Below are 19,190 nucleotides of genomic sequence, written 5' to 3'. Positions count from 1 at the left end.
TCACCCCATGGAAACAGCGCCGTGAAAGGCGCCTCGAATGCCTTCCAATCGGCGCTTGCTTCCGCGGCGTCATAGGCGAGGCTGTAATCGCTCGACTTTCGCGCCAACGCCAGTGCTGTATCGATCTCGCGGCCAGTCGGCCAGAGATCCGCAAGGCGCACTTCGGTGCCAGCCGCATCGCGCATGATGGGATCATGCAGGATGTCGCGCGCGACGTCGCCGGCCAGAGCAAAAGCTACGACCAGCGCTGGCGATGCAAGAAATCCGAGCTCGATCTGCGAATGCACACGGCCGGGGAAATTGCGGTTGCCCGACAGCACGGCGACCGGCGCCATTTGCTTCTCCTCCATCGCGCGTGTCATGCGTGGTGCCAGCGGCCCTGAGTTGCCGATGCAGGTCGTGCAGCCATAGCCGACGATGCCGAAGCCGAGCGCCTCGAGATCGTCGAGCAGGCCTGAGCGTCGCAAATAGCGCTCCGCGGTCGGCGATCCCGGCGCGAGCGAGGTCTTCACCCAGGCGGGAGGCATGAGCCCGAGCCGCCGCGCCTTGCGCGCGAGCAGACCGGCGGCGATCAGGAGCCTTGGGTCCGAGGTGTTGGTGCAGCTCGTGATCGCGGCGATCGCGATCGCGCCATTGACCGGCGGATCGGCCCGCTCCACGTCGGTGGTTGCAGCGGAACGTGCTAGCGACAGCGCCGCGGCGGTCTTGCCGGCTGCGATACGGTCCTGCGGGCGGCGAGGGCCGGCGAGGCTGACCTCGATCTCGTCGAGATCGATGCTGATCGTCTCGGTGTAGCGCGGCGAGGCTTCGGGATCGAACCAGAGTTTTTGGCGCCGCGCATAGGTTTCCACCAGCGTGACCTGCTCGCGCGACCGTCCGGTCTGTTCGAGATAGTCGAGCGTCCGGGCGTCGATCGGGAAGTAGCCGGAATTGGCGCCGAACTCCGGCGTCATGTTGGCGACGACAGCCCGATCGCCGGCGGAGAGCGCGGAGACACCTGGCCCAAAGAACTCGACGAACCGGTCCGCAAGGTCGATCTGTCGCAGGCGCTCGGTGACGGTTAGTGCAAGGTCGGTCGCGAGCACGCCTTCGCGCAGCCGCCCGGTCAGGCGGACGCCGACGACATCAGGCACACGCATCGTCACGGGCATGCCGAACATCACGCTTTCGGCTTCCAACCCACCGACGCCCCAGGCGAGCACGCCGATCCCGTTGATCATGGGCGTGTGGCTGTCCGTGCCGATCAGCGTATCGGGCGCGGCCCACGTTGCGCCGTCGCGGTGCAGCGTCGTCACGACGCTGGCGAGCCGCTCCAGGTTCAGCGTGTGCATGATTCCGGTGCCAGGCGGATGCACGCGCACGCCGTCGAGCGCCTGGCTGGCCCATTTCATGAAGCGGTAGCGCTCGCCGTTGCGCGTGAGCTCTTGCGCCATGTTCCGCGCCATCGCATCCGGCCGTGCGAACACATCGACGCCGAGCGAGTGGTCGGTCGAAACGTCGATCGGGAGGACCGGATTGAGGCGCTTTGGATCGCCACCTGCCTCCGCCAGCGAGGCGCGCAGCCCCGCAATGTCGACCAGCGCCGGACCGCAGGTCGTGTCGTGCATGAGAACGCGCGAGGGCTGGAACGCGATCTCGCTCTCGCTGCGTCCATCGGCGAGCCAATCGAGAATGGCGGCAACTGACGCATCTTGATCCGTACCGCCGATGCGCAGCACGTTTTCAAGCAGGATGCGGTGGATCACGGGCAGGCGAGGGAGGTCCTCACCTGCCACGGCCGCGATGTCGGCGATGCGATAGGCCTGCGATCCGCAGCGAAGCGTTCCGAAATCAGTCATCTCTCGATCCTGCCTATGCGATCAGGCGTGTTGCTCGGCAGCCTGCGTCTGCGCTTCGTCCGTGTTCTCCATTCGGGCGAACCAGGTCATCAGGAACGACACGAACAATAATCCGCTGAGGAACAGGAGCCCGCCATAGGTACTGCCGGTGGCGTCCTTGATGGTGCCGATCGCATAGGGTCCGGCGAAGCCGCCGAGATTGCCGATGGAGTTGATCGCCGCGATCGACACGGCTGCGGTCGAGCGCGTCAGGAACAGGCCGGGCAGCGACCAGAACGGCGACTTGAAGGCGTAGATGCCGGCAAGCGACAGCGAGATCAGCGTCATCGCGACGGCGGGTTGTGCGACGAGCCCGGTGAGCGCCAGCGCGACGGCGCCCCACAACAACGGAATGGCCGAATGCTTTTGCCGCTCGCCGGTGCGGTCGGAGTTGCGCGACCACAGCACCATCACGATCGTCGCAAAGGCATAGGGCAGCATGGCGACGAGGCCGATCTCGAAATTCGTCAGCGACGACGAGAGGCCCTTGATGATCTGCGGCATCCAGAGACCGATGCCGAGATTGCCGACCTGGTAGATGAAATAGATCACCGACAGGAATAGTACTTTTGGGTTGGTGATCGCGGCGACGATGCCGAGGTGCTGAACATTACGGCGGCCGGCTTGGTCCTTGCGCAGCTCCTCGGTGAGCCAGTCGCGTTCCTGCGGCGTGAGCCATTTGGCCTGCTCGGGGCGATCGGTCATGATGAAGTAGTTGACGATGCCGGCGACGATGGCGGGGCCGCCTTCGAGCAGCAGCATCCAGCGCCAGCCGCTGAGGCCGAAGCCTCCGACGTGGTCCATGATCCAGGTGCTTAGGGGTGCGCCGATCAGATAGGACACCGGAATCGCCGCGGTGAACAGCGCGATCGTGGTCGCCTGCTCCTTGGCGCGGAACCAGTAGGTCAGATAGATGATGATGCCAGGAAAGAAACCGGCCTCGGCGACGCCGAGCAGGAAGCGCAGGGTGTAGAGCTGCATCGCGCTCTGCACGAAGGCGCTCGCGGTCGCGACGATGCCCCAGCTGATGAGGATGCGCGAGATCCAGATCCGCGCGCCGTATTTGTTGAGCGCGATGTTGCTCGGCACCTCGAACAGGAAATAGCCGATGAAGAAGATGCCGGCGGCAAAGCCGAAGGCCTCGCTCGACAGCGCGAGCTCCTTGTTCATCTGAAGCGCCGCATAACCGATATTGGCGCGGTCGAGATAGGAGATGACGTAGAGGCCGAAGCAATAGGGCACGATGCGCCAGGACACCTTGCGCATGGTGGATTGCTCGATGGTCGCTGTGGCGGCGGACATTGATGGCGTTCCTTGCTGCGTTTCGTCGGGGGCTTGTCGGCAACGCCACAACCTTCCCCGCAGGCGGGCGCCTTGCGGACATGTATGCATTTTATAATATAAAATGCAATACGGTCGAAGTCAGACCTTCGGGACCTTAATCAGGCCGGCGCCCTCGATGTGCACACGAAGGAAGTCCGACGCCTCCTGACGCAGGCCTTTTTCGAGCAATGTCAGGATGTTGATGTGCTCACGGCACTGGATGGGAAGGCGGCTGCGGTCCACCGTGATGCGGTATTCCACCAGCCGGCGCAGCCGGTTCACGCGCTTCACCGCATCGAGAAAGAACGGATTGCCCGCGCAACCGACCAGCATCTCGTGGAACTCGGCGTTGGCGGCAAAGATCTCCGAACGCGAGGCGCGCTTGTAACCGCCGTCGAGCAGCCATTGCTGCTGCTCGCGTGCGGCCGCAAACGCCGCGCGATCGATCTCGAAGCTCGGCAGCAGCAGGGCCTGTGGCTCCAGCGCGACGCGCAGTTGATAGCCCTGCTGATAGCTCTCGCGCGAGGTGAGGAGCAGGCCGAACGCCCAGCCATTACCGGGCAGGCGCTCGATCCAGCCTTCATCGGCGATCTTGGTAAGGATTTTCAGGAGGCGCGTGCGGGAGAGACCATAGCGGCGCATCAGCTCGTTCTCGCTGACTTTGTCCGGAAGCTTTCCCGCCAGCCGGTCCTCGGCGATGGCGAAGTACCACTCGTCTTCGCGTTCCGGCTCGGCGTCCTCCACATCCGGCAGGTCGGGAAGCTCGGCGGCACTTTTGACCAGGAAGAAGCCGCGATTGGGCTCGGACCGGACCACCTTCATGTCTTCGAGGATTTGCAGTGCTGCGTTGATCGGCGCGCGCGACACCCGCAGTGCATCCGCCAGCGTCTGGCTCGGCAGATGCTGTTCGGCCTGCAAGCCGTTGGCGCGGATGTAGTCGAGGATCCGCGCGGTCATCTGGGTCGCGAGATTGGGGCGTGGCATGGGGCGACTCGGTTGATCCTCTCTCAAGAAGATGTCGCTTACCTGCGCGGACTGCACAAGCGGGACGCCAGAGCAGTTCTTGCGTCTCATAAAGAATTGTGTTTTAAAAAATAAAAAACAATATGGGAAAACGTGACGTCCAAGAATTCTGTCCCTGCTCCGCTCCGCGCTGACGGCGCCCCGCTGTCGCGGCGCTTGTTCGCGAGCCTCGTCGCCGCCGGTGCGGTGACCGCTGCATGGCCCGGTGCATCCGCGTTATCTCAGACACAGTCCCATCCGGAGGACAACATGCTCGAAGGCTCTCGCTCATTCGTTTATGTCGGTGCGCGCACCACCAAGGAACGCAACGCCCGCGGCGACGGCCTCAACGTCTATGCAATGGACAACGCGACCGGTGCCTGGCGCCATGTCCAGCTCCTCGGCGATCTCGTCAATCCGTCGTTTCTCGCCTTCGATCGCACGCGACGCTTCCTCTACACGGTGCATGGCGATCTCAGCGACATCACGGCGATGGCGATCGATCCTGCGAGCGGCAGGCTTGCCGTGATCAACCGGCAGAGCACGGAAGGAAAGAACCCCGTCCATCTCGCGATAGATCCCACCAACCGCTTCGTGGTGGTGGCCAACCACATCACGTCCACGCTGGCGCTGCTGCCACGGCAGGACGACGGTTCGCTCGGTGCTGTCATCGATCTCGTCAAGCTGGAGGGCAAGATCGGCCCGCATCGCGTCGAGCAGCCCTTCGCCAAGCCGCATCAGGTCGAGTTCGATCCGTCAGGCGCGTTCATCGTGGTGCCGGACAAGGGCCTCGACCTCGTCTTCACCTACAGGATCGATGCCGAGAGGGCAAAGCTCGTGCTGGCCGGCAAGCCCGTGCAGGCGCGTGAAGGTGCCGGCCCGCGCCACGTCGCGTTTCACCCCCAAGGACGGCTCGCCTACGTCGTCAACGAGCTTGACTCGACCGTCACGGCCTACCGCTTCGATCCCGCAACCGGTGCGCTCAACCCGTTCCAGATCGCCTCCGCGGTGCCCGATGCCTACACAGGCAACAGCCGCGCGGCCGAGATCGCGGTATCGTCCGATGGACGCTTCGTCTACGCCTCCAATCGCGGGGATGACAGCATCGCGACGTTTGCAATCGATCAGGTGACCGGCCGCCTCTCGTCCGTCGGCTGGACGCCGAGCGGCGGCAAGACACCGCGATTCTTCGCGCTGGCGTCGTCGGACACTTTGCTGTTCGCGGCGAATGAGGACACCGACACGGTCAAGCTTTTCAAGCGCGATACCACTAGCGGCCGCCTCATTGCGACCGACCAGGTGGTTCACATCGGCAGCCCGGTTTGCATCCTCTTCAAGACACTTTGATGCGCCAGGCGTGCGCTCGGGTTGGTGAGAAGGCTTGAGCACTGGGCGGCTGTAGTAGAACGGCGCCCATTGCTGCGGCGCGGCTTGCCGCAAATCTCGGCTTGCCTGCCAAATCGCCAAATGTCAGACTTATGACATGAATACAGCCAAACGACGCGAATCGAACCTTCGCGACGAATACGCCGAGATGACGCGGCAGCGCATCGTGGCAGCCTTTGTCGAGACTTTAGAGGACGAGGCGGCCGACGACATCTCGATGGCAGCGGTGGCCAAGCGCGCCAAAGTTGCCGAGCGGACCATCTATCGCCACTTCAAGACCCGCGCGGAGCTCTTTGCGGCTGCCGGAGAGTGGATCGAGAACAACGTCTTCAGTTACATTCCCTTCGCCTCGCCTGATGAGCTGCCCGATATTTTCCGCAAGCTCTGCAAGCGCTTCGATCGTCATCCGCATCTGGCGCGGGCCATTGCGATGACGCGGGCAGGTCGCCGAGTGCGCGCGGGCTTCCGGCGCCACCTGATCGAGCAGCATCGCAAGGCAATGGCGCCGCTGGTGCGGCATCTTCCTGCGAAGGAGGTCCGCCAGGCAGAGGCGCTCGCGTCCTATCTCAACAACGTGCTGGCCTGGAACGCGATGCGCGAAGACTTCGGCATGTCCAGCACTGATGTCGCCGATGCGATCGAGTGGGCGCTCACGACTCTTTTGAAAGATGTCCGTCAGCGCGATGCCGCCGCGGCGCGCAACGGCAAAGCCGGCAAATCGCCGCGAAAGCGAACCACGGCCGCGAAAGAGCCGGCGTAGAACGAGGCATGCCATGAATGCGATACCCGACGATCTCCTGATCAACGCGCCCGACGAGGTCCGCATTCGCCAGGACCTCGTGCTGACGGCGCTCGGCCGTCGCCCGGCTGATCGCAGTCTGCGGGTCGGAAGATTGCTCGACGTCCATAGCCGTACCTGGAGCGAGGATCAGGAGATCGTCTTTAGGGGACGGCGCATCGCGTGGGTGGGGCCGGCGGGAAGCTATCCAGGCGAGGTCCGCGAGCGGGTGCACCGGCCTGATCTCGCCGCCGTGCCCGGCTTCGGCGAGGTGCACAAGCATATCGAAAGTTCGCATCTGACGCCGGAATGGGAGGCCGCGTTGGTGCTGCCGCATGGCAATACCTGGACCTGCGAGGCGAGCCACGAATTCTCCAACGTCAACGGCGCGAAGAATCTCGAATTCTGGTTCGAGGCACGCCGCCGCGGCTCGCCGCTCAAAATCTTTCCGCAGCCCGGTTCGGCCGTGCCACCGACGGCTTACGAATGGGGTGGCGGCTGGTATGGGCGCGAGGAGCAAGCGCGCTTCATGGGCGAGAGCCTGATGGTCACCGGGCTTGACGAAGTCATGGACTGGCCGGCGGTGTGGAACCCTGACAACCCTTCCTACAAGAGGCTCTGGGGTATGATCGAGGCAACGTTCGCGGCGCGCGGCGTCGTCGAAGGCCATGCCTCGGGCCTGCGCGATCTGCCCTCCATCAATGCCTTTGCCGCGGCGGGGCTCGCCTCCGATCACGAGGTGCAGACGCCGGAAGAGACCTGGGACAAGCTCACGCGCGGCCTGTTCGTCGAGCTGCGTGTCTACGCGATGGACGAGATCGTCAAATGGCTGCTTGCCAAGGGCTTGCAGGATTGGTCGCAGATCGCGTTCACTACCGATGACCGCAGCGCCAGCCACACGCTCGAGCTGGGCGCCAGCGATCACAACGCGCGGGTCGCGATCGAAGCCGGCCTCCCACCGGAGATCGCAATCCAATGTCTCACCATCAACCCGGCGCGGCACATGCGCCTCACGCCGTTCGTCGGCAGCCTCGCCCCGGGGCGCTTCGGCGATGTCGTGTTGCTCTCGGACGTATCCAAGCTCACCATCGCTGAGGTGTGGGCCGATGGCGTGCAGGTCTCCAATGGCAAGCGCTACCTCGGTGATGTCCCCAGGATCGAATGGCCGAAATGGGCGACCAGGACGATCAATATCAAGCGCACGATCAAGCCGGAAGATTTCGCGCTGCCGGCCGACCCAGGCCGCACCACGATGAAGGCGGCCGTGATCCGCCCCTTCCACTGGCATCCCGAGTTCTACACGCTCGAATTGCCAGTGCGGGACGGCGCCGTGCAGCGCGACGAAAGCGAGGCCATCACCAAGTTCGCCATCGTCGACCGTTTCTCTGGCGAGGGACGGGTTGCAAAGATGTTCTGGCGCGGCTGCGGACCTCGGACGCCGGAGACGGCGCTGGCCTGCTCGGTCGCGCATGACAAGCATAACATCTGGGTGGTCGGCTCGTCTGACGCAGCGATGGCCAAGGCGGTGAACGCGCTGATCGAGCTTCAGGGCGGATGGGCACTGGTGCGCGAGGGCGAGCTCGTTGCGACCGTGCGCTTCGAGGTCGGTGGGCTGATGAGCTGCCGCTCGGCACAGGCGCTCGATGCCGAGATGCAGGCGCTCTACGCCGAGGGCCGCAAGGTCGACTGGATGTATGAGCCGACCTTCCGGCCGCGCTGGTATCCAGGATTCCCTGAACGACTGATGTTCGCAACGCTGACCTGCGCGCCCTGGAGCTGGGTGCTGGTAGCGCCGTGTGAGCAGGCGCCGCTCGGGTTCATCAATGTGCAGACCGGTGAAGCGCACCCGGTAGTTTGGTAGGGGAGTGACGGGGATGAACGAGATGACGCCACCGCAAGCCGCTTCCGCAGAACCGGCGCCGCGCGCCGCCGTGGGCCCGCTCGATCGCATCTTTGGCCTCACCGAGCGCGGCACCAGCGTCGGCCGCGAGGTGATGGCCGGCGCGACCACCTTCGCGGCGATGGCCTATATCGTCGCGGTGAATCCGGCAATCATGTCAAACGCCGGAATGGACCGCGCCGATCTCGTCAGCGCCACGGCACTCGCCGCGATCTTCGGCTCGGTGCTGATGGGCCTTTGGGCCAACCTGCCGCTCGCCGTTGCGCCGGCGATGGGCTCGAATGTCATCTTCACCTATGTCATCGTCAAGCAGATGGGCATGCCGTGGCAGGGCGCGCTTGCCATGGTCGCCTTCACGGGCGTGCTGTTCTTGATCCTCAGCCTGTCGAAGCTGCGCGAGAAGGTTGCGAAGGATGTGCCGGAAGCGCTGAAGATCGGCATCCAGGCTGCCGTCGGCACGCTCATCGTCTTTATCGCACTACGCGGCGCTGGCTTCGTTGTGCAGAACCCCTCGACCTACATCGCGATGGGATCGCTGCGCAGCCCGCCCGTGCTGCTGACGCTGTTCGGTCTCCTGCTGACGCCGGTGCTGGTGGCGCGCCGGGTGCCCGCGGCGCTGATCCTGTCGATCGCGGTGCTGACCCTGATCGGCTTTTTCGTTCCAGGTGGGAACGGCAAGATGGTGACGTCGGTGCCATCAGCGATCATGTCGTGGCCGCGCTGGCCGACCAGCACCTTCATGGCGCTCGACGTCGGCTATCTCTTCAGCCATTTCGTCGTGGCGCTGCCGCTGCTGTTCTACTTCCTGTGCGCCGAATTCTTCTCGACGCTGGGCACGCTGATCGGCGTCACGGGTGCTGCCAATCTACGCAGGGCAGACGGTTCGATCCCGAATGCTACTGCGGCGTTTGCAACCGACGCGACGGCATCCATCGTCGGCCCGCTGCTCGGTACCTCCGTTGTCACGGCCTACATCGAGTCCATCACGGGCGTGCAGGCCGGCGGGCGCACCGGCCTGACCTCGCTGACTGTTGCGGGGTTCTTCTTCCTCGCGTTGTTCTTCTGGCCGATCTTCGTCATCATCCCGCCGCAAGCCACAGCGCCCGCGTTGGTGCTCGTCGGCGTCTTGATGATGCAGGGTCTCGCGCGCATCGACATGACCGATCTCGTCAATGCGGTGCCAATTGTGCTCACCCTGCTGGTGACCGTGCTGACCAACAACCTCATCAACGGCATGGCGCTGGGGACGCTGAGCTACATTGCGCTGGAGGTGACCATGGGGCGCCGCGGGCAGATTCCCGCAATGGTCTGGGGGCTGGGTGTCGTGTTCATCGCCTACGCGATCGTGACCGCGCAGATATTCTGAAGACAGGGCTACGCCGCCAGATCCAGCAGCCGGCACGATCCGCGCACCAGCACCTTGCGGCCGGATGAAGTCATGACGGGCACGCCGTCGCTGATCGCGACGAGGCCGAGTTTGACGAGGTCTTCGACCGCATGGGCCTTCGAAAAACGATGGAGCGCCGGGCAGCGCAATGCTTTCAGCATTTCCCACTGGTCCGGAGAAAGATTGAAGTCGAAATCGTCGTTCATGTTGCCTCGAAATACCTGACCGTTCGTGCACCGATTAGCGGTGCAGCATGAAAACCATGCGACGACATTGAGTCGGGAATTCGATTGGCTGTTTAGAACATCCCTTCACAAATTGCCGCAGGTTATTGCGCCACAATAGTTAAGATCGCGAGCACGCGAGTATCGTCCCGATCTTCGATCACCTCTTGATGATCGATAGTTGATGCTGCATCGCCAACTACCGCAGTGCACGGGAATAAGAGCTGTCCCATTTCGCGTTGCGATGTGCACAGGAAAATGAGACAAGCCGTTCAAGACTCTGTTACGGTGATTCCTGGGGAATGGCTTCACGCAGCAGGAGTGGAGTGCATGAACAGGCTGGTGGAAATTCGCAGTCAGGAATCCTTTTGCCGGGAACGTGCGGCGCTGGATTCGAGACGCCGGGTTTTCTGGCTCGCACAGGCCGAAGAGTGGGAGCAGCGCGCGCTCGACGAGATCGCTTATCACTTTCGCGAGTGCAATCTGGCTCACGGGGATTTGCACGCACTCGCCAGCTAGCGGATTATCACCGGTTTACTGATAGCTCGCCACGATATCGGACACGGCGCGCTCGAGCTGTTGCGCGGTAGCGCATTGTCGCACCACGCTGCAAAATGTCGCGTAGCGCGGCATCTCGGAATCACCAAAGCCCCAGACCATGCGGCCCTCCGGATTGAGCCAGACCAGCCGCTTCGACCGCTCCGAGATGCGCCGCAGGATGTCGGCGCGCGGATCGAGATTGTTGCTGCGGGCGTCGCCCAGCACGATGACAGTGGTCTGCGGCGTTAGCGTGCTCATGAACTCATGCTCGAAGTCGTCGAGCGACGAGCCATAGTCGGATGAGCCGAAACCCACTTTGGACATGATCTCGGCCATTGCCGCCTCGGGCGAGTTCGATTCCAGAATGTCACTGACCTCGATCAGATGCGAGGAAAAGGCGAAGGAGCGGACGTCGTCGACCACCTCGTGCAGCGAGTGGATCAGCAGCAGGAAGAAATCGGAGACGCGGGCAACCGAACCTGAGACGTCGCACAATGCCACGATCTTCGGCCGATCGCGGTGCTTGCGCTTCCAGGCCGTAAGGAACGGCACGCTGCCCCAGGCGGCGTTGCGGCGCAGCGTGCGGCGGACGTCGAGATGGCCGCGCCGCTGGCGCTTGCGCGGCTTGGAGTAGCGCTCGCGCAGGCGGCGCGCGATCTTGCGGATCAGCGCGCGCATCTCCTCGACTTGGCGCGGCTCGATTCGGGCCAGCGGCGCATTGCGCAGGATGTCGTTGCGCAGGTTTTCGGCCTCCTCGCGCGCATAGAGCGCGAGCCCCTGCGAGACCGTATCGCGGACGGCTTCGCGCAAGCCATCGAGCGCCGCGCGCAGACGCTCGGCAAGCGACGGATTGGTCGCGGTCAGTTCGTCGAGATCGTCGCGCAGCCGCTGAAGGCCCATCGCGTCGAGGATGCGGCTGGAAAAGATCCCGCGCTGGGTGGAGTAGCGGATGTTGGACAGCGACGCCGCGCTGGCGGCGCCGGCGATCGCGGCGGCGATCGCGTTGCGGTCCTGCGACAAGAGCATTTGCGCCAGCGAGCCCAGGCCTTCGGTAGGTTGACCGCCTCCCGCGTCATTGGCCGCGTCGGGGGAGGGCGGCTGACTGCCCTCCGGAGGCGTATCGTTGTCGTTGGTCTCGGGTTGCTCCTGGCGCGGCTCCGGTTGGCTAAAAAACAGATCAAAGCAGTCGCCGAGCGCAAGCTTCTCGTCCTGCGACTTTGCCAGCGTCAGCAGCAGCGCGTCGCGCAAGATGTTGCGGTCGGAAAAGCCGACCTGCGCGACCGCGCGCATGGCGTCGATGCTTTCGGCGGGCGAGACGTGGACGCCGGCACCACGTGCCGCACGAAAGAAGCGATGGAGGTTCTCCCGCATCGGTATCAACCGAAGACGTTCGACCGCGCCGCCTTGGCAATGAACGTCGTGACGTGGGGCGCCGCCGCCTCGATGTCGGCCTCGTATTTCAGGAGCACGTTGAGCGTGTCCCTGACGGTCTCTGTATCGAGCTCGCCGGCCTGCAACAGCACCAGCACGCGCGCCCAGTCGATAGTCTCGCTGACCGAGGGCAGCTTTTTCAGGTCCAGCGTGCGGATCTCGTGGATGAAGCCGACCATCTGCCGGCGCAGCGTCTGCGAGATGCCGGGCACGCGGCTCTCGACGATGCGCTCCTCCAGCCGCTGCTCGGGGAAGCCGATGTGCAGATGCAGGCAGCGCCGCTTCAAGGCGTCGCCGAGATCGCGCTCGCTGTTGGAGGTGAGGATCACCGTCGGCGGCGTGATCGCCGAAACGGTGCCGAGCTCGGGAATGGTGACCTGGAAATCGGACAGGATCTCCAGCAGCAGCGATTCAAACTCGGCGTCGGACTTGTCGATTTCGTCGATCAGCAGCACGCAGCCGCCGGGCTGCTCGAGAGCCTGGAGCAGCGGGCGCGGTTCGACGAATTCCTTGGAGAAGAACACGTCGCCGAAATCATGCAACTGGTCGAGCGCGGCGTGCAGAGTCTGCGCTCCGCCGAGGACTTCGCCGAGCTTGTCCTTCAGGATCTGGGTGTAGAGAAGCTGCTTGGCGTATTTCCACTCATAGAGTGCCTTGGCCTCGTCGAGGCCTTCGTAGCATTGCAGGCGGATCATCTTCATGCCGCGCCAGGCGGCGATCGCCTTGGCAAGCTCGGTCTTGCCGACGCCGGCGGGACCCTCGACCAGGATCGGCTTCTCGATCTGTTGCGACAGATAGACTGCGGTCGCGATCTGCCGGCTCGCGATATAGCCTTGCGCGGCGAGGCCGCTCTCCACTGCCTCGATCGAGGTCGAGGGCTTCTGATCAGCCACGAATGGGCGCTCCCGATAGTCTACTTGAGGCTTGTTCTGCCCCCCTTCCGGACAAAGGACAAGCCTCGATTATCGGGGAACACGTTGCACTGACGGCATTTTTCCGCTCAGCGCAAATACCCGAGCGCAGGGCTCGGCGTCTTTATCAGTGACGCAGCAGCTCAGGTTTTTGAATGGTCTGCCGCAGTTCGCCGCCGCAATCGGCGCATTCGTAGACGAAGTCGATCTTGGCAAGGCTCCAATGCGGCTCAACCTCCCGCACATACATTGGCAGGAACCCCATGCAGCACGGGCAAATCACAGGCGCGATCTCGATGTCCTGATGATGCTGTACATAGGCTGGCATCTCGGCTCTCCTTCGCAGGCGACCATCAAACCCCGCGCAGAATCTACTGCCGGCGGCGTAAGCGCCGTCATCAACTCTTTCGAACAGAGGCGGAACGGCCGGCATTTGTCCACCGCTGTGACATTCTTGTAACGTCTCTGTACTGTAACGGGCGGACTAAATGCCTATTTCAGAGACCGATCAGCTTTCTTCCGACGAGCACTCCAACAATAAGGGAGCAAACACCCATGACCCATGCCATTCGTTTTCACAGAACCGGAGGTCCGGAAGTCCTGGTTTGGGAGCAGGTTGAGGTCGGCAAACCCGGTCCGGGCGAGGCGCGCATCCGTCACACCGCGGTCGGTCTCAATTTCGTCGACATCTATAACCGCTCGGGTCTCTATCCCGCGCAACTGCCGAGCGGGCTCGGCAGCGAGGCGGCCGGCGTGGTCGAGGAGGTCGGACCCGGTGTGACGGATTTGAAGCCGGGTGATCGCGTTGCCTACGGCGCCTCGCCGCTCGGCGCCTATTCCGAGGCGCGGCTGATCCCGGCCGACCGGTTGTTGAAGCTGCCCGATGGCGTCGACGACAAGACCGCGGCGGCGATGATGCTGAAAGGGCTCACGACGCAGTACCTGATCCGGCAGACCTATCGCGTGAAGGCGGGCGACACCATCCTGCTGCATGCGGCAGCGGGCGGGGTCGGCTTGATCCTGAGCCAGTGGGCGAAGCATCTCGGCGCAACAGTGATCGGCACGGTGAGCAACGACGAGAAGGCCAAGCTCGCGAAAGCTCATGGCTGCGACCACGTCATCATCTATACACGTGAGGATTTCGTGAAGCGCGTCGACGAGATCACCGGCGGCAAGAGGGTTCCGGTCGTCTATGATTCCGTCGGCAAGGATACTTTCCTGAAGTCACTGGACTGCCTGGCGCCGCTCGGTGTCGTCGCACTGTTCGGCCAATCCTCCGGCGCGGTCGAGCCGCTCAATCTCGGTCTGCTCGCACAGAAGGGCTCGCTCTTCGTTACCCGTCCGACGCTCTTCACTTACGCGGCGAAGCGCGAGAACCTGGTGGCGATGGCAGGCGAGCTGTTCGACGTCGTGAAGTCCGGTGCGGTGAAGATCGAAGTCCACCAGACCTATCCGCTAAAGGACGCGGCGAAGGCGCATGCCGATCTCGCGGCCCGCAAGACCACGGGATCGACCGTGCTGCTGGTGTGATACCGGGTCAGATGGTGATGCGGGCCGCTCGCGGCCTGCATCACGACCGTTCGTGCTTGCGCAGGTCCCGGGCGTGATCGAAGCGGGTCACCTGGAGGTCGACCTCGCCAGGCGCAATCTCAGGCGGCGCGGCCTGCGTGAGGATGTCCTCGGTCACGTCCTCGACCGCGGACCCGCTGATTTCGTGGATGAAGCAGATGTTTCCGTATTCACCGGAGGCGACGCGCGAAACGACCTCGCGCCGGGTGACTTCGGGATCGACAACCGCTTCGCGGCCGCGGCGACCATAATCGATCATCACGACGAAATACTGCATCAAAAATCCTTGCCCGCCTCGAGGCCACCTGCAGTATTTCTGAAAATAAGAACATAGTCAAGCCTCGATTTCCAAAAATCGGAAATCGAGGCTTTGCGGTCTCCGGCAGGCCACGTGTTACTTGCTCTTGCCCTTGCGCGCGCGGGCGGACTTGGCGCGCAGACGCTCGAGCTGGCCCTTGGGCATCGTGAGGCAGATCTCGCCGACCCACTCCAGCTTCACGCCGACGATCGGCTTGACGTTGAAGCTGGCGAGATTGACGACGGAGGGGGTCTTGCCGCGTTCGATGGTTTTCAAATAGCGCTCCCCCGTTTTCAGCCGGACCACGGCCTCCTCGCCATAGAAGCTCGATAGCGGGAAGCGCTGCTCCTTGTAGACCACGATCACGTCGCCGTTCTCGTACTTGGGCAGCATCGAATCGCCCATGACCTCGAACGCCACGGTCTCCTCCATGATCGGGAAGGGCAGCACGATGTCGCCAAGTCCTTCCGGCGGGACCTGCTCATACTCCGGCTCGATGACGGCGCCGGCGCCGACCCGGCCCATGATCGGCGAGAGATTGAGCTCAAGGTATTCCATGATCGGCAGGATTTCCGAGGCCTTGACCAGGCGCTCGCCGCCGAGGATTTCGGAGACAGCGCCGGGGCGGACGCCCATGGCCTGGGCCAGCCCGCCCTTGCTCTTGCCTGACCGCTTCAGGCCCCGTTCGATCATTGTCGCGTCCATCATGGTGATTTCCTCGCTTGTCGAGCTTTCGTGACTATCTTAACCCGAAATTCGGAATTATCTATTACGAATATCAGAATTCTGGCTTGACTTTGTTCTTCGGAATATCGGAATGTGTGGCTCGCCTCCGGAGTGTCGTTCGGACCAGATGAGGCGCATCACAGGGCAAGACACCGGGCAACTGGGCGTCGGAGCATTCCGACGGGCTGCGCGACTATTTTCTCAAGGGAATGTCTTTCGCGGAGATCGGGAAGGAGATTAACGCAAGATTTGGAACGAATTACAGCCGCAACGCGGTGATCGGGCGGGCCAAGCGGATGGGGCTTGCCGCGCCCAAGCAGATGCAGGCTCCGCCGATCGCGCCGCATCTGCCGAATGGACTGCAGTGCTGGCCGACCCCTGCGGGGAGAGGCGAGACGTCCAAGCCGCCCCTGGTGCCGGCCGAACCGGTCAAGCTGCGCTGCGTCGGGATACGGCCGCGGCTGGTCTCGCTGCTCGCGCTCGAACCCGGCGACTGCCGCTATCCGTATGACGGGGACAAGGACGGGGAGTCGATCGCCTTCTGCGGTCATCCCCGGCGCCCGGGCTCCAGTTATTGCACGCCGCATTTTCACCTGACCTCCGGTCCCGAGACGGCGCGAACGACCGGCCCGGTCGTCCTGCGGCTCGTCGCGGCTGCCTGAACCTGGCCGCCCCGTGCTGGGAATCCGATTTCCATCGTTTTGTGTCAAGGAGTATCCAAGTGGCACGTGCCAAACGCAGCAAAACCTTTAGCCTCGGAGGGATCTACGACCGCAGGTCACGCGACTTGGCGCTCCACGCCGAAGTGGCGGAAATCGAGGTCGACGATCCCTTGGGCCTTGATCCCGGCGAGAAAATCATCGCGTTGCGCTCAATTCGCAACGATCCGCTGGGCCGGCTCCACGCCCATCACCAGATCGACGAAGCGCAGTATCGCGGCGGCCGTGCGTTCCAGAACGACTGGGAGAAGGCGGAGCGGGGTCCGCAGGCGGTCGACCCCAGCCGGGAATATGTCGACGGCACCCTCGGCCGGGAGCCCGTCACCGAGAGCCAGCGCAAGGCGGTGCTGCGGCTGAACCGGGTCGAACGCGAGCTCGGCACGGACGGCGCTGCGCTCGTGCACGATGTCCTCGTGCTCGGACTGACGATGGAGCAGGTCGGCGAACGCCGCGCGGTACGCAGCCAGCGCTGGAACGACTATTTCTCCAAAAGGTTGCAGGAGTGCCTGGATCGGTTGGCACAGGTCTACGGCTTTGCAACCGACGGCGGCGCGACGAGCCCGCCCAGCTCCAAAGCGCGATGAGATCGTCGTCGCGCTTCAGGTTATTGTTCGAGCGTGATCACGCATGTCACGGATGCGGCATGATCTGGTACGGTGTCGTGTAGGGTTCGACGCGGAGCGAGGCGTTGGCCAGTAGTCCGATCTTGGCGGTCGGCGCCTGCTGCATCTCGCCGTTCTGGCCGCGGTGGACGTTGTATTGCCACACGGTGAGATCGCCCTTCTGCGCCAGCGCATGTGCCACGGCGCTGGCGTCGGTGCCGCCGAGCGCCTGGAGTTCTTCGGCGTTCAGTCCGATGACGATTTCATCCTTGACGGTAACGATCTTGAACAGGTTCACCTTGGCCTCCTGCGCCCATGCGCCGTGCGATGCGAAAGTGAAAAGCGCAACGGCCGCGCCTTTGATGAGATTGCCGCGAGAAAGCATGCCGTCTTCCTTTGCTGGACGCGCGCCCGAATCGTTAGTCCAGAAGTCAGCCATGGCGCCCGTGACGTGCGTGGCCGTATCGCACTGGGCTCTTGGTCGTCCGCTTGCGAATGGCGGTTCATGCCTTTGAAAAATATCGTAAGACGGTGAACCGCGATGGGGCGCGCCGTGTCCAAGTACGAGACTAAAAAGGGGACCTCAGATGAAATTCGCCGGCATCGTCTGCTTTCTCGCTTCTCTGGCTGGGGCCGGCGCCGCTCACGCAACCGACCCCTCCTACGTCGGAAGCTGGAAATTCACGAGCGCGGTGGTGGCGCCTTGGGCGGATCCGCAGCACAAACCCGACAGCACCGAGCAGGCGCGGTTGATGGGCAAGATAGTCGTCGTCGCGGCCAAGGAAATCTCCGGACCGCGCCCCTTTGCCTGCGCCAAGCCGCAGTACAAGCTCACCGACTACGGCGCCGACATGATCTTCCAGGGCGCCTTCGACGAGTTGCAGCACTCCAGCAAGAAGGCCGATCCGAAGGCGCTCGCCGCCTCTCTCGGCTTCACCGGCGCCAAGATCAAGACGCTCGAGACGGGGTGCGAGATCGATTTCCACTTCGTGGATGATGGGACCATGGAAGCGGGCCTCAATGATTACGTCTACACGCTGAAGAAGCAGTAGCCCGATCGCTGCTGCAGTAGCGGCTATCCTTCGAGACGCCCGCCTTTGTAAGGCCCCTCAGGATGAGGTCTGATTTCGTGGGGACGTATTAGATCCTCATGGCGAGGAGCCCGCAGAGCTGGCGTTTCGAACCGTGAGGCCCCCGGGCACGTTCATAGCTTTCCACCGGGGGCCACCCCTCAAATCGAATTAATATGTGAGTATCGTCCCCGCCCGTTCCAGGTTCATACTGGGAAACAAAATACGCCGGTTGTCGCATTGACGCAGATCAAGCCAAGGTGCAGCTATGACCTGCTGAATCCTGTCGCGGACGGGGGTGGACCGGGTCCGTTATCCGGAATTGCCGAGGTGCGATGACGACGAAGCAACCCTCTCCCAGCAGTTTGGCTTGCCGGAAGGGTTGTTCCTTGTCATAGTTGCAACCTCGTCGGGTTCGCCCGAGCCGTTGGGGTCATTCGGTTTGGCGGTCCGCCCGGGGTCGCCCGGCCGAAAGCCGTTCATGTCCGAGGTTGGTTCTCGAACGACGTCTGCCCTCTCACGAAGGCCGTTCCTTTCATAGGTGCGAGATGAAAAACCTCAATTTCGCGACTGAACTGCACCTGAAGCTGGGGGCGCCCGCGAGTCAAACCGTCGAGAGCCTGCGACTGCTGCGCGCATTTCTCAAGCTCGCGCCGCGCCAGCGTTTCGAGGTCATCAAGCTGGTGGAAGACCTCACCACCGAAGAGATTCCCGAACATCCGCTTTCGTGAGGGGGTGTCGCCGGACGAAGTCCCAACCAGAGCCGACCGCCCCAGGGATCCCTGACGCCAGCCGAGCCGCTGGAATGCGATCCGATAAGTGTGATAAATCAGTCAGGGACAAGGGGAGGACGGCGACATGATCGAACCGAAGCTCGAAGTTCCGGCCGAATTGCGCGACCTGGCCGAGAAGACCATTGATCAGGCGGAAAAAGCCTTCGGCCTGTTTTTCGATGCTGCCACCAAGTCGATGTCATCAGTGCCTGGAACCGGTACAGAGGTTTCCAAGCAAGCGCTTGTTTTCACCGAACAAAACATGAAGGCGGCGTTCGAGCACGCGCGCAAGCTGGTTCACGCAACCGATCTCCAGGAAGCAATGCGCATCCAGTCCGAATTCCTGAGAAGTCAATTCACCAACGCCGGTGAGCATATGCGACAGATCACCGGCAACCTGATGCAGCCCGGCAAAGGCAAGTCCTGAACCACGGGCGGCGCGCGTGCTCACGAATTGATCTTGCGTGAGAGCGTCGCGCGGAATTCAATTGCAGGGCAGGTCCATGATGGCCCACCGGATGAGCATATCATCCGCCGTCCGTCATCCTTTCTGCTGATCCCTGTCGGCTCAACCGGCAGGGATTTGCCTTTGAGGAGCGGGTGGTTGTTTGAGCGTGCTCTCCGCACAAACGCGTTCCGCGGTTGTCGCGAGGGAAAGCCGCTTCGCACCTTGC

At 63.1% G+C, this 19,190-nt stretch carries 21 protein-coding genes; 11 read left to right on the top strand and 10 right to left on the bottom strand.

The genetic code is table 11. The annotated features are described in order from the left end of the window. The 3 genes from acnA to SO139_RS26885 form a co-directional block, all read right to left on the bottom strand. The coding region (acnA, locus tag SO139_RS26895) for an aconitate hydratase AcnA (RefSeq protein ID WP_498540950.1) at positions 1 to 1,838 on the bottom strand (1,838 nt) is incomplete at its 3' end. Between the two features lie 21 nt (positions 1,839 to 1,859). After that, the gene (locus tag SO139_RS26890) at positions 1,860 to 3,179 is read right to left on the bottom strand and encodes an MFS transporter (protein WP_449382052.1); all 1,320 of its coding nucleotides are present in this window, start codon (positions 3,177 to 3,179) and stop codon (positions 1,860 to 1,862) included. A 120-nt stretch (positions 3,180 to 3,299) separates the two neighbouring features. Beyond that, the gene (locus SO139_RS26885; RefSeq protein ID WP_498540949.1) at positions 3,300 to 4,184 is read right to left on the bottom strand and encodes a GntR family transcriptional regulator; all 885 of its coding nucleotides are present in this window, start codon (positions 4,182 to 4,184) and stop codon (positions 3,300 to 3,302) included. Positions 4,185 to 4,472: 288 nt separating this feature from the next. Between SO139_RS26885 and SO139_RS26880 the strand changes: the two genes are divergently transcribed. The 4 genes from SO139_RS26880 to SO139_RS26865 all read left to right on the top strand — a co-directional run bounded on the left by SO139_RS26880 (position 4,473) and on the right by SO139_RS26865 (position 9,632). After that, a complete protein-coding gene (locus SO139_RS26880) occupies positions 4,473 to 5,549 on the top strand; it encodes a lactonase family protein (RefSeq protein ID WP_449382054.1) in 1,077 nt (358 codons plus the stop codon). Positions 5,550 to 5,685: 136 nt separating this feature from the next. Continuing rightward, complete coding sequence (locus SO139_RS26875; protein WP_498540948.1) at positions 5,686 to 6,348, top strand: TetR/AcrR family transcriptional regulator; 663 nt, start codon at positions 5,686 to 5,688, stop codon at positions 6,346 to 6,348. Positions 6,349 to 6,361: 13 nt separating this feature from the next. Then, positions 6,362 to 8,227 (top strand): adenine deaminase, encoded by a 1,866-nt coding sequence (locus tag SO139_RS26870; RefSeq protein ID WP_449382056.1) that lies wholly within the window; start codon positions 6,362 to 6,364, stop codon positions 8,225 to 8,227. Positions 8,228 to 8,240: 13 nt separating this feature from the next. Beyond that, positions 8,241 to 9,632 carry an NCS2 family permease gene (locus SO139_RS26865; RefSeq protein ID WP_449382057.1) on the top strand — a complete coding sequence of 464 codons (1,392 nt, stop codon included), beginning with the start codon at positions 8,241 to 8,243 and terminating at the stop codon, positions 9,630 to 9,632. Between the two features lie 8 nt (positions 9,633 to 9,640). Here the strand turns inward: SO139_RS26865 and SO139_RS26860 are convergent, their stop codons facing one another. Next, positions 9,641 to 9,859 carry a hypothetical protein gene (locus tag SO139_RS26860; RefSeq protein ID WP_449382058.1) on the bottom strand — a complete coding sequence of 73 codons (219 nt, stop codon included), beginning with the start codon at positions 9,857 to 9,859 and terminating at the stop codon, positions 9,641 to 9,643. 348 nt (positions 9,860 to 10,207) lie between these two features. Here SO139_RS26860 and SO139_RS26855 point away from each other — a divergent pair, with 348 nt between their 5' ends. Then, positions 10,208 to 10,396 carry a hypothetical protein gene (locus SO139_RS26855; RefSeq protein ID WP_449382059.1) on the top strand — a complete coding sequence of 63 codons (189 nt, stop codon included), beginning with the start codon at positions 10,208 to 10,210 and terminating at the stop codon, positions 10,394 to 10,396. 15 nt (positions 10,397 to 10,411) lie between these two features. Here the strand turns inward: SO139_RS26855 and SO139_RS26850 are convergent, their stop codons facing one another. The 3 genes from SO139_RS26850 to SO139_RS26840 all read right to left on the bottom strand — a co-directional run bounded on the left by SO139_RS26850 (position 10,412) and on the right by SO139_RS26840 (position 13,087). Then, entirely contained in the window at positions 10,412 to 11,788 is a 1,377-nt protein-coding gene (locus SO139_RS26850; RefSeq protein ID WP_498540947.1) for a vWA domain-containing protein, read from the bottom strand. Positions 11,789 to 11,793: 5 nt separating this feature from the next. Further along, on the bottom strand, positions 11,794 to 12,741 hold the full coding sequence (locus SO139_RS26845) for an AAA family ATPase (RefSeq protein ID WP_498540946.1): 948 nt from the start codon (positions 12,739 to 12,741) through the stop codon (positions 11,794 to 11,796). A 145-nt stretch (positions 12,742 to 12,886) separates the two neighbouring features. Continuing rightward, positions 12,887 to 13,087, bottom strand: a complete 201-nt coding sequence (locus SO139_RS26840) for a hypothetical protein (protein ID WP_449382062.1) — start codon at positions 13,085 to 13,087, stop codon at positions 12,887 to 12,889. Between the two features lie 227 nt (positions 13,088 to 13,314). On the opposite strand from SO139_RS26840, the gene SO139_RS26835 reads away from it, so the two are divergent. Then, positions 13,315 to 14,289: a quinone oxidoreductase family protein gene (locus SO139_RS26835; protein WP_449382063.1), complete on the top strand. Its 975-nt coding sequence runs from the start codon at positions 13,315 to 13,317 to the stop codon at positions 14,287 to 14,289. Between the two features lie 40 nt (positions 14,290 to 14,329). On the opposite strand, the gene SO139_RS26830 is transcribed toward SO139_RS26835, so the two are convergent. Together SO139_RS26830 and SO139_RS26825 are read right to left on the bottom strand one after the other, a co-directional pair. Then, positions 14,330 to 14,605, bottom strand: coding sequence for a hypothetical protein (locus SO139_RS26830; protein ID WP_449382064.1), 276 nt, complete (start codon positions 14,603 to 14,605; stop codon positions 14,330 to 14,332). A 117-nt stretch (positions 14,606 to 14,722) separates the two neighbouring features. Beyond that, positions 14,723 to 15,334 carry a S24 family peptidase gene (locus SO139_RS26825; RefSeq protein WP_449382065.1) on the bottom strand — a complete coding sequence of 204 codons (612 nt, stop codon included), beginning with the start codon at positions 15,332 to 15,334 and terminating at the stop codon, positions 14,723 to 14,725. 227 nt (positions 15,335 to 15,561) lie between these two features. Between SO139_RS26825 and SO139_RS26820 the strand changes: the two genes are divergently transcribed. Together SO139_RS26820 and SO139_RS26815 are read left to right on the top strand one after the other, a co-directional pair. Continuing rightward, positions 15,562 to 16,014, top strand: a complete 453-nt coding sequence (locus SO139_RS26820) for a GcrA family cell cycle regulator (RefSeq protein WP_498540945.1) — start codon at positions 15,562 to 15,564, stop codon at positions 16,012 to 16,014. A 59-nt stretch (positions 16,015 to 16,073) separates the two neighbouring features. After that, positions 16,074 to 16,655 (top strand): hypothetical protein, encoded by a 582-nt coding sequence (locus tag SO139_RS26815; protein WP_498540944.1) that lies wholly within the window; start codon positions 16,074 to 16,076, stop codon positions 16,653 to 16,655. 46 nt (positions 16,656 to 16,701) lie between these two features. Here the strand turns inward: SO139_RS26815 and SO139_RS26810 are convergent, their stop codons facing one another. Then, positions 16,702 to 17,058, bottom strand: coding sequence for a hypothetical protein (locus SO139_RS26810; protein WP_498540943.1), 357 nt, complete (start codon positions 17,056 to 17,058; stop codon positions 16,702 to 16,704). A gap of 202 nt (positions 17,059 to 17,260) precedes the next feature. Between SO139_RS26810 and SO139_RS26805 the strand changes: the two genes are divergently transcribed. The 3 genes from SO139_RS26805 to SO139_RS26795 all read left to right on the top strand — a co-directional run bounded on the left by SO139_RS26805 (position 17,261) and on the right by SO139_RS26795 (position 18,943). Then, positions 17,261 to 17,725 (top strand): hypothetical protein, encoded by a 465-nt coding sequence (locus SO139_RS26805; protein WP_449382068.1) that lies wholly within the window; start codon positions 17,261 to 17,263, stop codon positions 17,723 to 17,725. A gap of 566 nt (positions 17,726 to 18,291) precedes the next feature. Beyond that, on the top strand, positions 18,292 to 18,474 hold the full coding sequence (locus SO139_RS26800; RefSeq protein WP_027528419.1) for a hypothetical protein: 183 nt from the start codon (positions 18,292 to 18,294) through the stop codon (positions 18,472 to 18,474). A 127-nt stretch (positions 18,475 to 18,601) separates the two neighbouring features. Then, positions 18,602 to 18,943 carry a phasin gene (locus SO139_RS26795; protein WP_449382069.1) on the top strand — a complete coding sequence of 114 codons (342 nt, stop codon included), beginning with the start codon at positions 18,602 to 18,604 and terminating at the stop codon, positions 18,941 to 18,943. Positions 18,944 to 19,190 lie beyond the last annotated feature (247 nt).

The organism is Bradyrhizobium sp. UFLA05-89 (assembly GCF_059803475.1).
This window is presented reverse-complemented; position numbering and strand designations above follow the sequence as displayed.

Bases quoted from the DNA above. Each gene is read 5' to 3' on its own strand.
- SO139_RS26890 (WP_449382052.1), bottom strand. From the start codon at position 3,179: ATGTCCGCCGCCACAGCGACCATCGAGCAATCCACCATGCGCAAGGTG.
- SO139_RS26885 (WP_498540949.1), bottom strand. From the start codon at position 4,184: ATGCCACGCCCCAATCTCGCGACCCAGATGACCGCGCGGATCCTCGAC.
- SO139_RS26880 (WP_449382054.1), top strand. From the start codon at position 4,473: ATGCTCGAAGGCTCTCGCTCATTCGTTTATGTCGGTGCGCGCACCACC.
- SO139_RS26875 (WP_498540948.1), top strand. From the start codon at position 5,686: ATGAATACAGCCAAACGACGCGAATCGAACCTTCGCGACGAATACGCC.
- SO139_RS26870 (WP_449382056.1), top strand. From the start codon at position 6,362: ATGAATGCGATACCCGACGATCTCCTGATCAACGCGCCCGACGAGGTC.
- SO139_RS26865 (WP_449382057.1), top strand. From the start codon at position 8,241: ATGAACGAGATGACGCCACCGCAAGCCGCTTCCGCAGAACCGGCGCCG.
- SO139_RS26860 (WP_449382058.1), bottom strand. From the start codon at position 9,859: ATGAACGACGATTTCGACTTCAATCTTTCTCCGGACCAGTGGGAAATG.
- SO139_RS26855 (WP_449382059.1), top strand. From the start codon at position 10,208: ATGAACAGGCTGGTGGAAATTCGCAGTCAGGAATCCTTTTGCCGGGAA.
- SO139_RS26850 (WP_498540947.1), bottom strand. From the start codon at position 11,788: ATGCGGGAGAACCTCCATCGCTTCTTTCGTGCGGCACGTGGTGCCGGC.
- SO139_RS26840 (WP_449382062.1), bottom strand. From the start codon at position 13,087: ATGCCAGCCTATGTACAGCATCATCAGGACATCGAGATCGCGCCTGTG.
- SO139_RS26835 (WP_449382063.1), top strand. From the start codon at position 13,315: ATGACCCATGCCATTCGTTTTCACAGAACCGGAGGTCCGGAAGTCCTG.
- SO139_RS26830 (WP_449382064.1), bottom strand. From the start codon at position 14,605: ATGCAGTATTTCGTCGTGATGATCGATTATGGTCGCCGCGGCCGCGAA.
- SO139_RS26825 (WP_449382065.1), bottom strand. From the start codon at position 15,334: ATGATGGACGCGACAATGATCGAACGGGGCCTGAAGCGGTCAGGCAAG.
- SO139_RS26820 (WP_498540945.1), top strand. From the start codon at position 15,562: ATGTCTTTCGCGGAGATCGGGAAGGAGATTAACGCAAGATTTGGAACG.
- SO139_RS26810 (WP_498540943.1), bottom strand. From the start codon at position 17,058: ATGCTTTCTCGCGGCAATCTCATCAAAGGCGCGGCCGTTGCGCTTTTC.
- SO139_RS26805 (WP_449382068.1), top strand. From the start codon at position 17,261: ATGAAATTCGCCGGCATCGTCTGCTTTCTCGCTTCTCTGGCTGGGGCC.
- SO139_RS26800 (WP_027528419.1), top strand. From the start codon at position 18,292: ATGAAAAACCTCAATTTCGCGACTGAACTGCACCTGAAGCTGGGGGCG.
- SO139_RS26795 (WP_449382069.1), top strand. From the start codon at position 18,602: ATGATCGAACCGAAGCTCGAAGTTCCGGCCGAATTGCGCGACCTGGCC.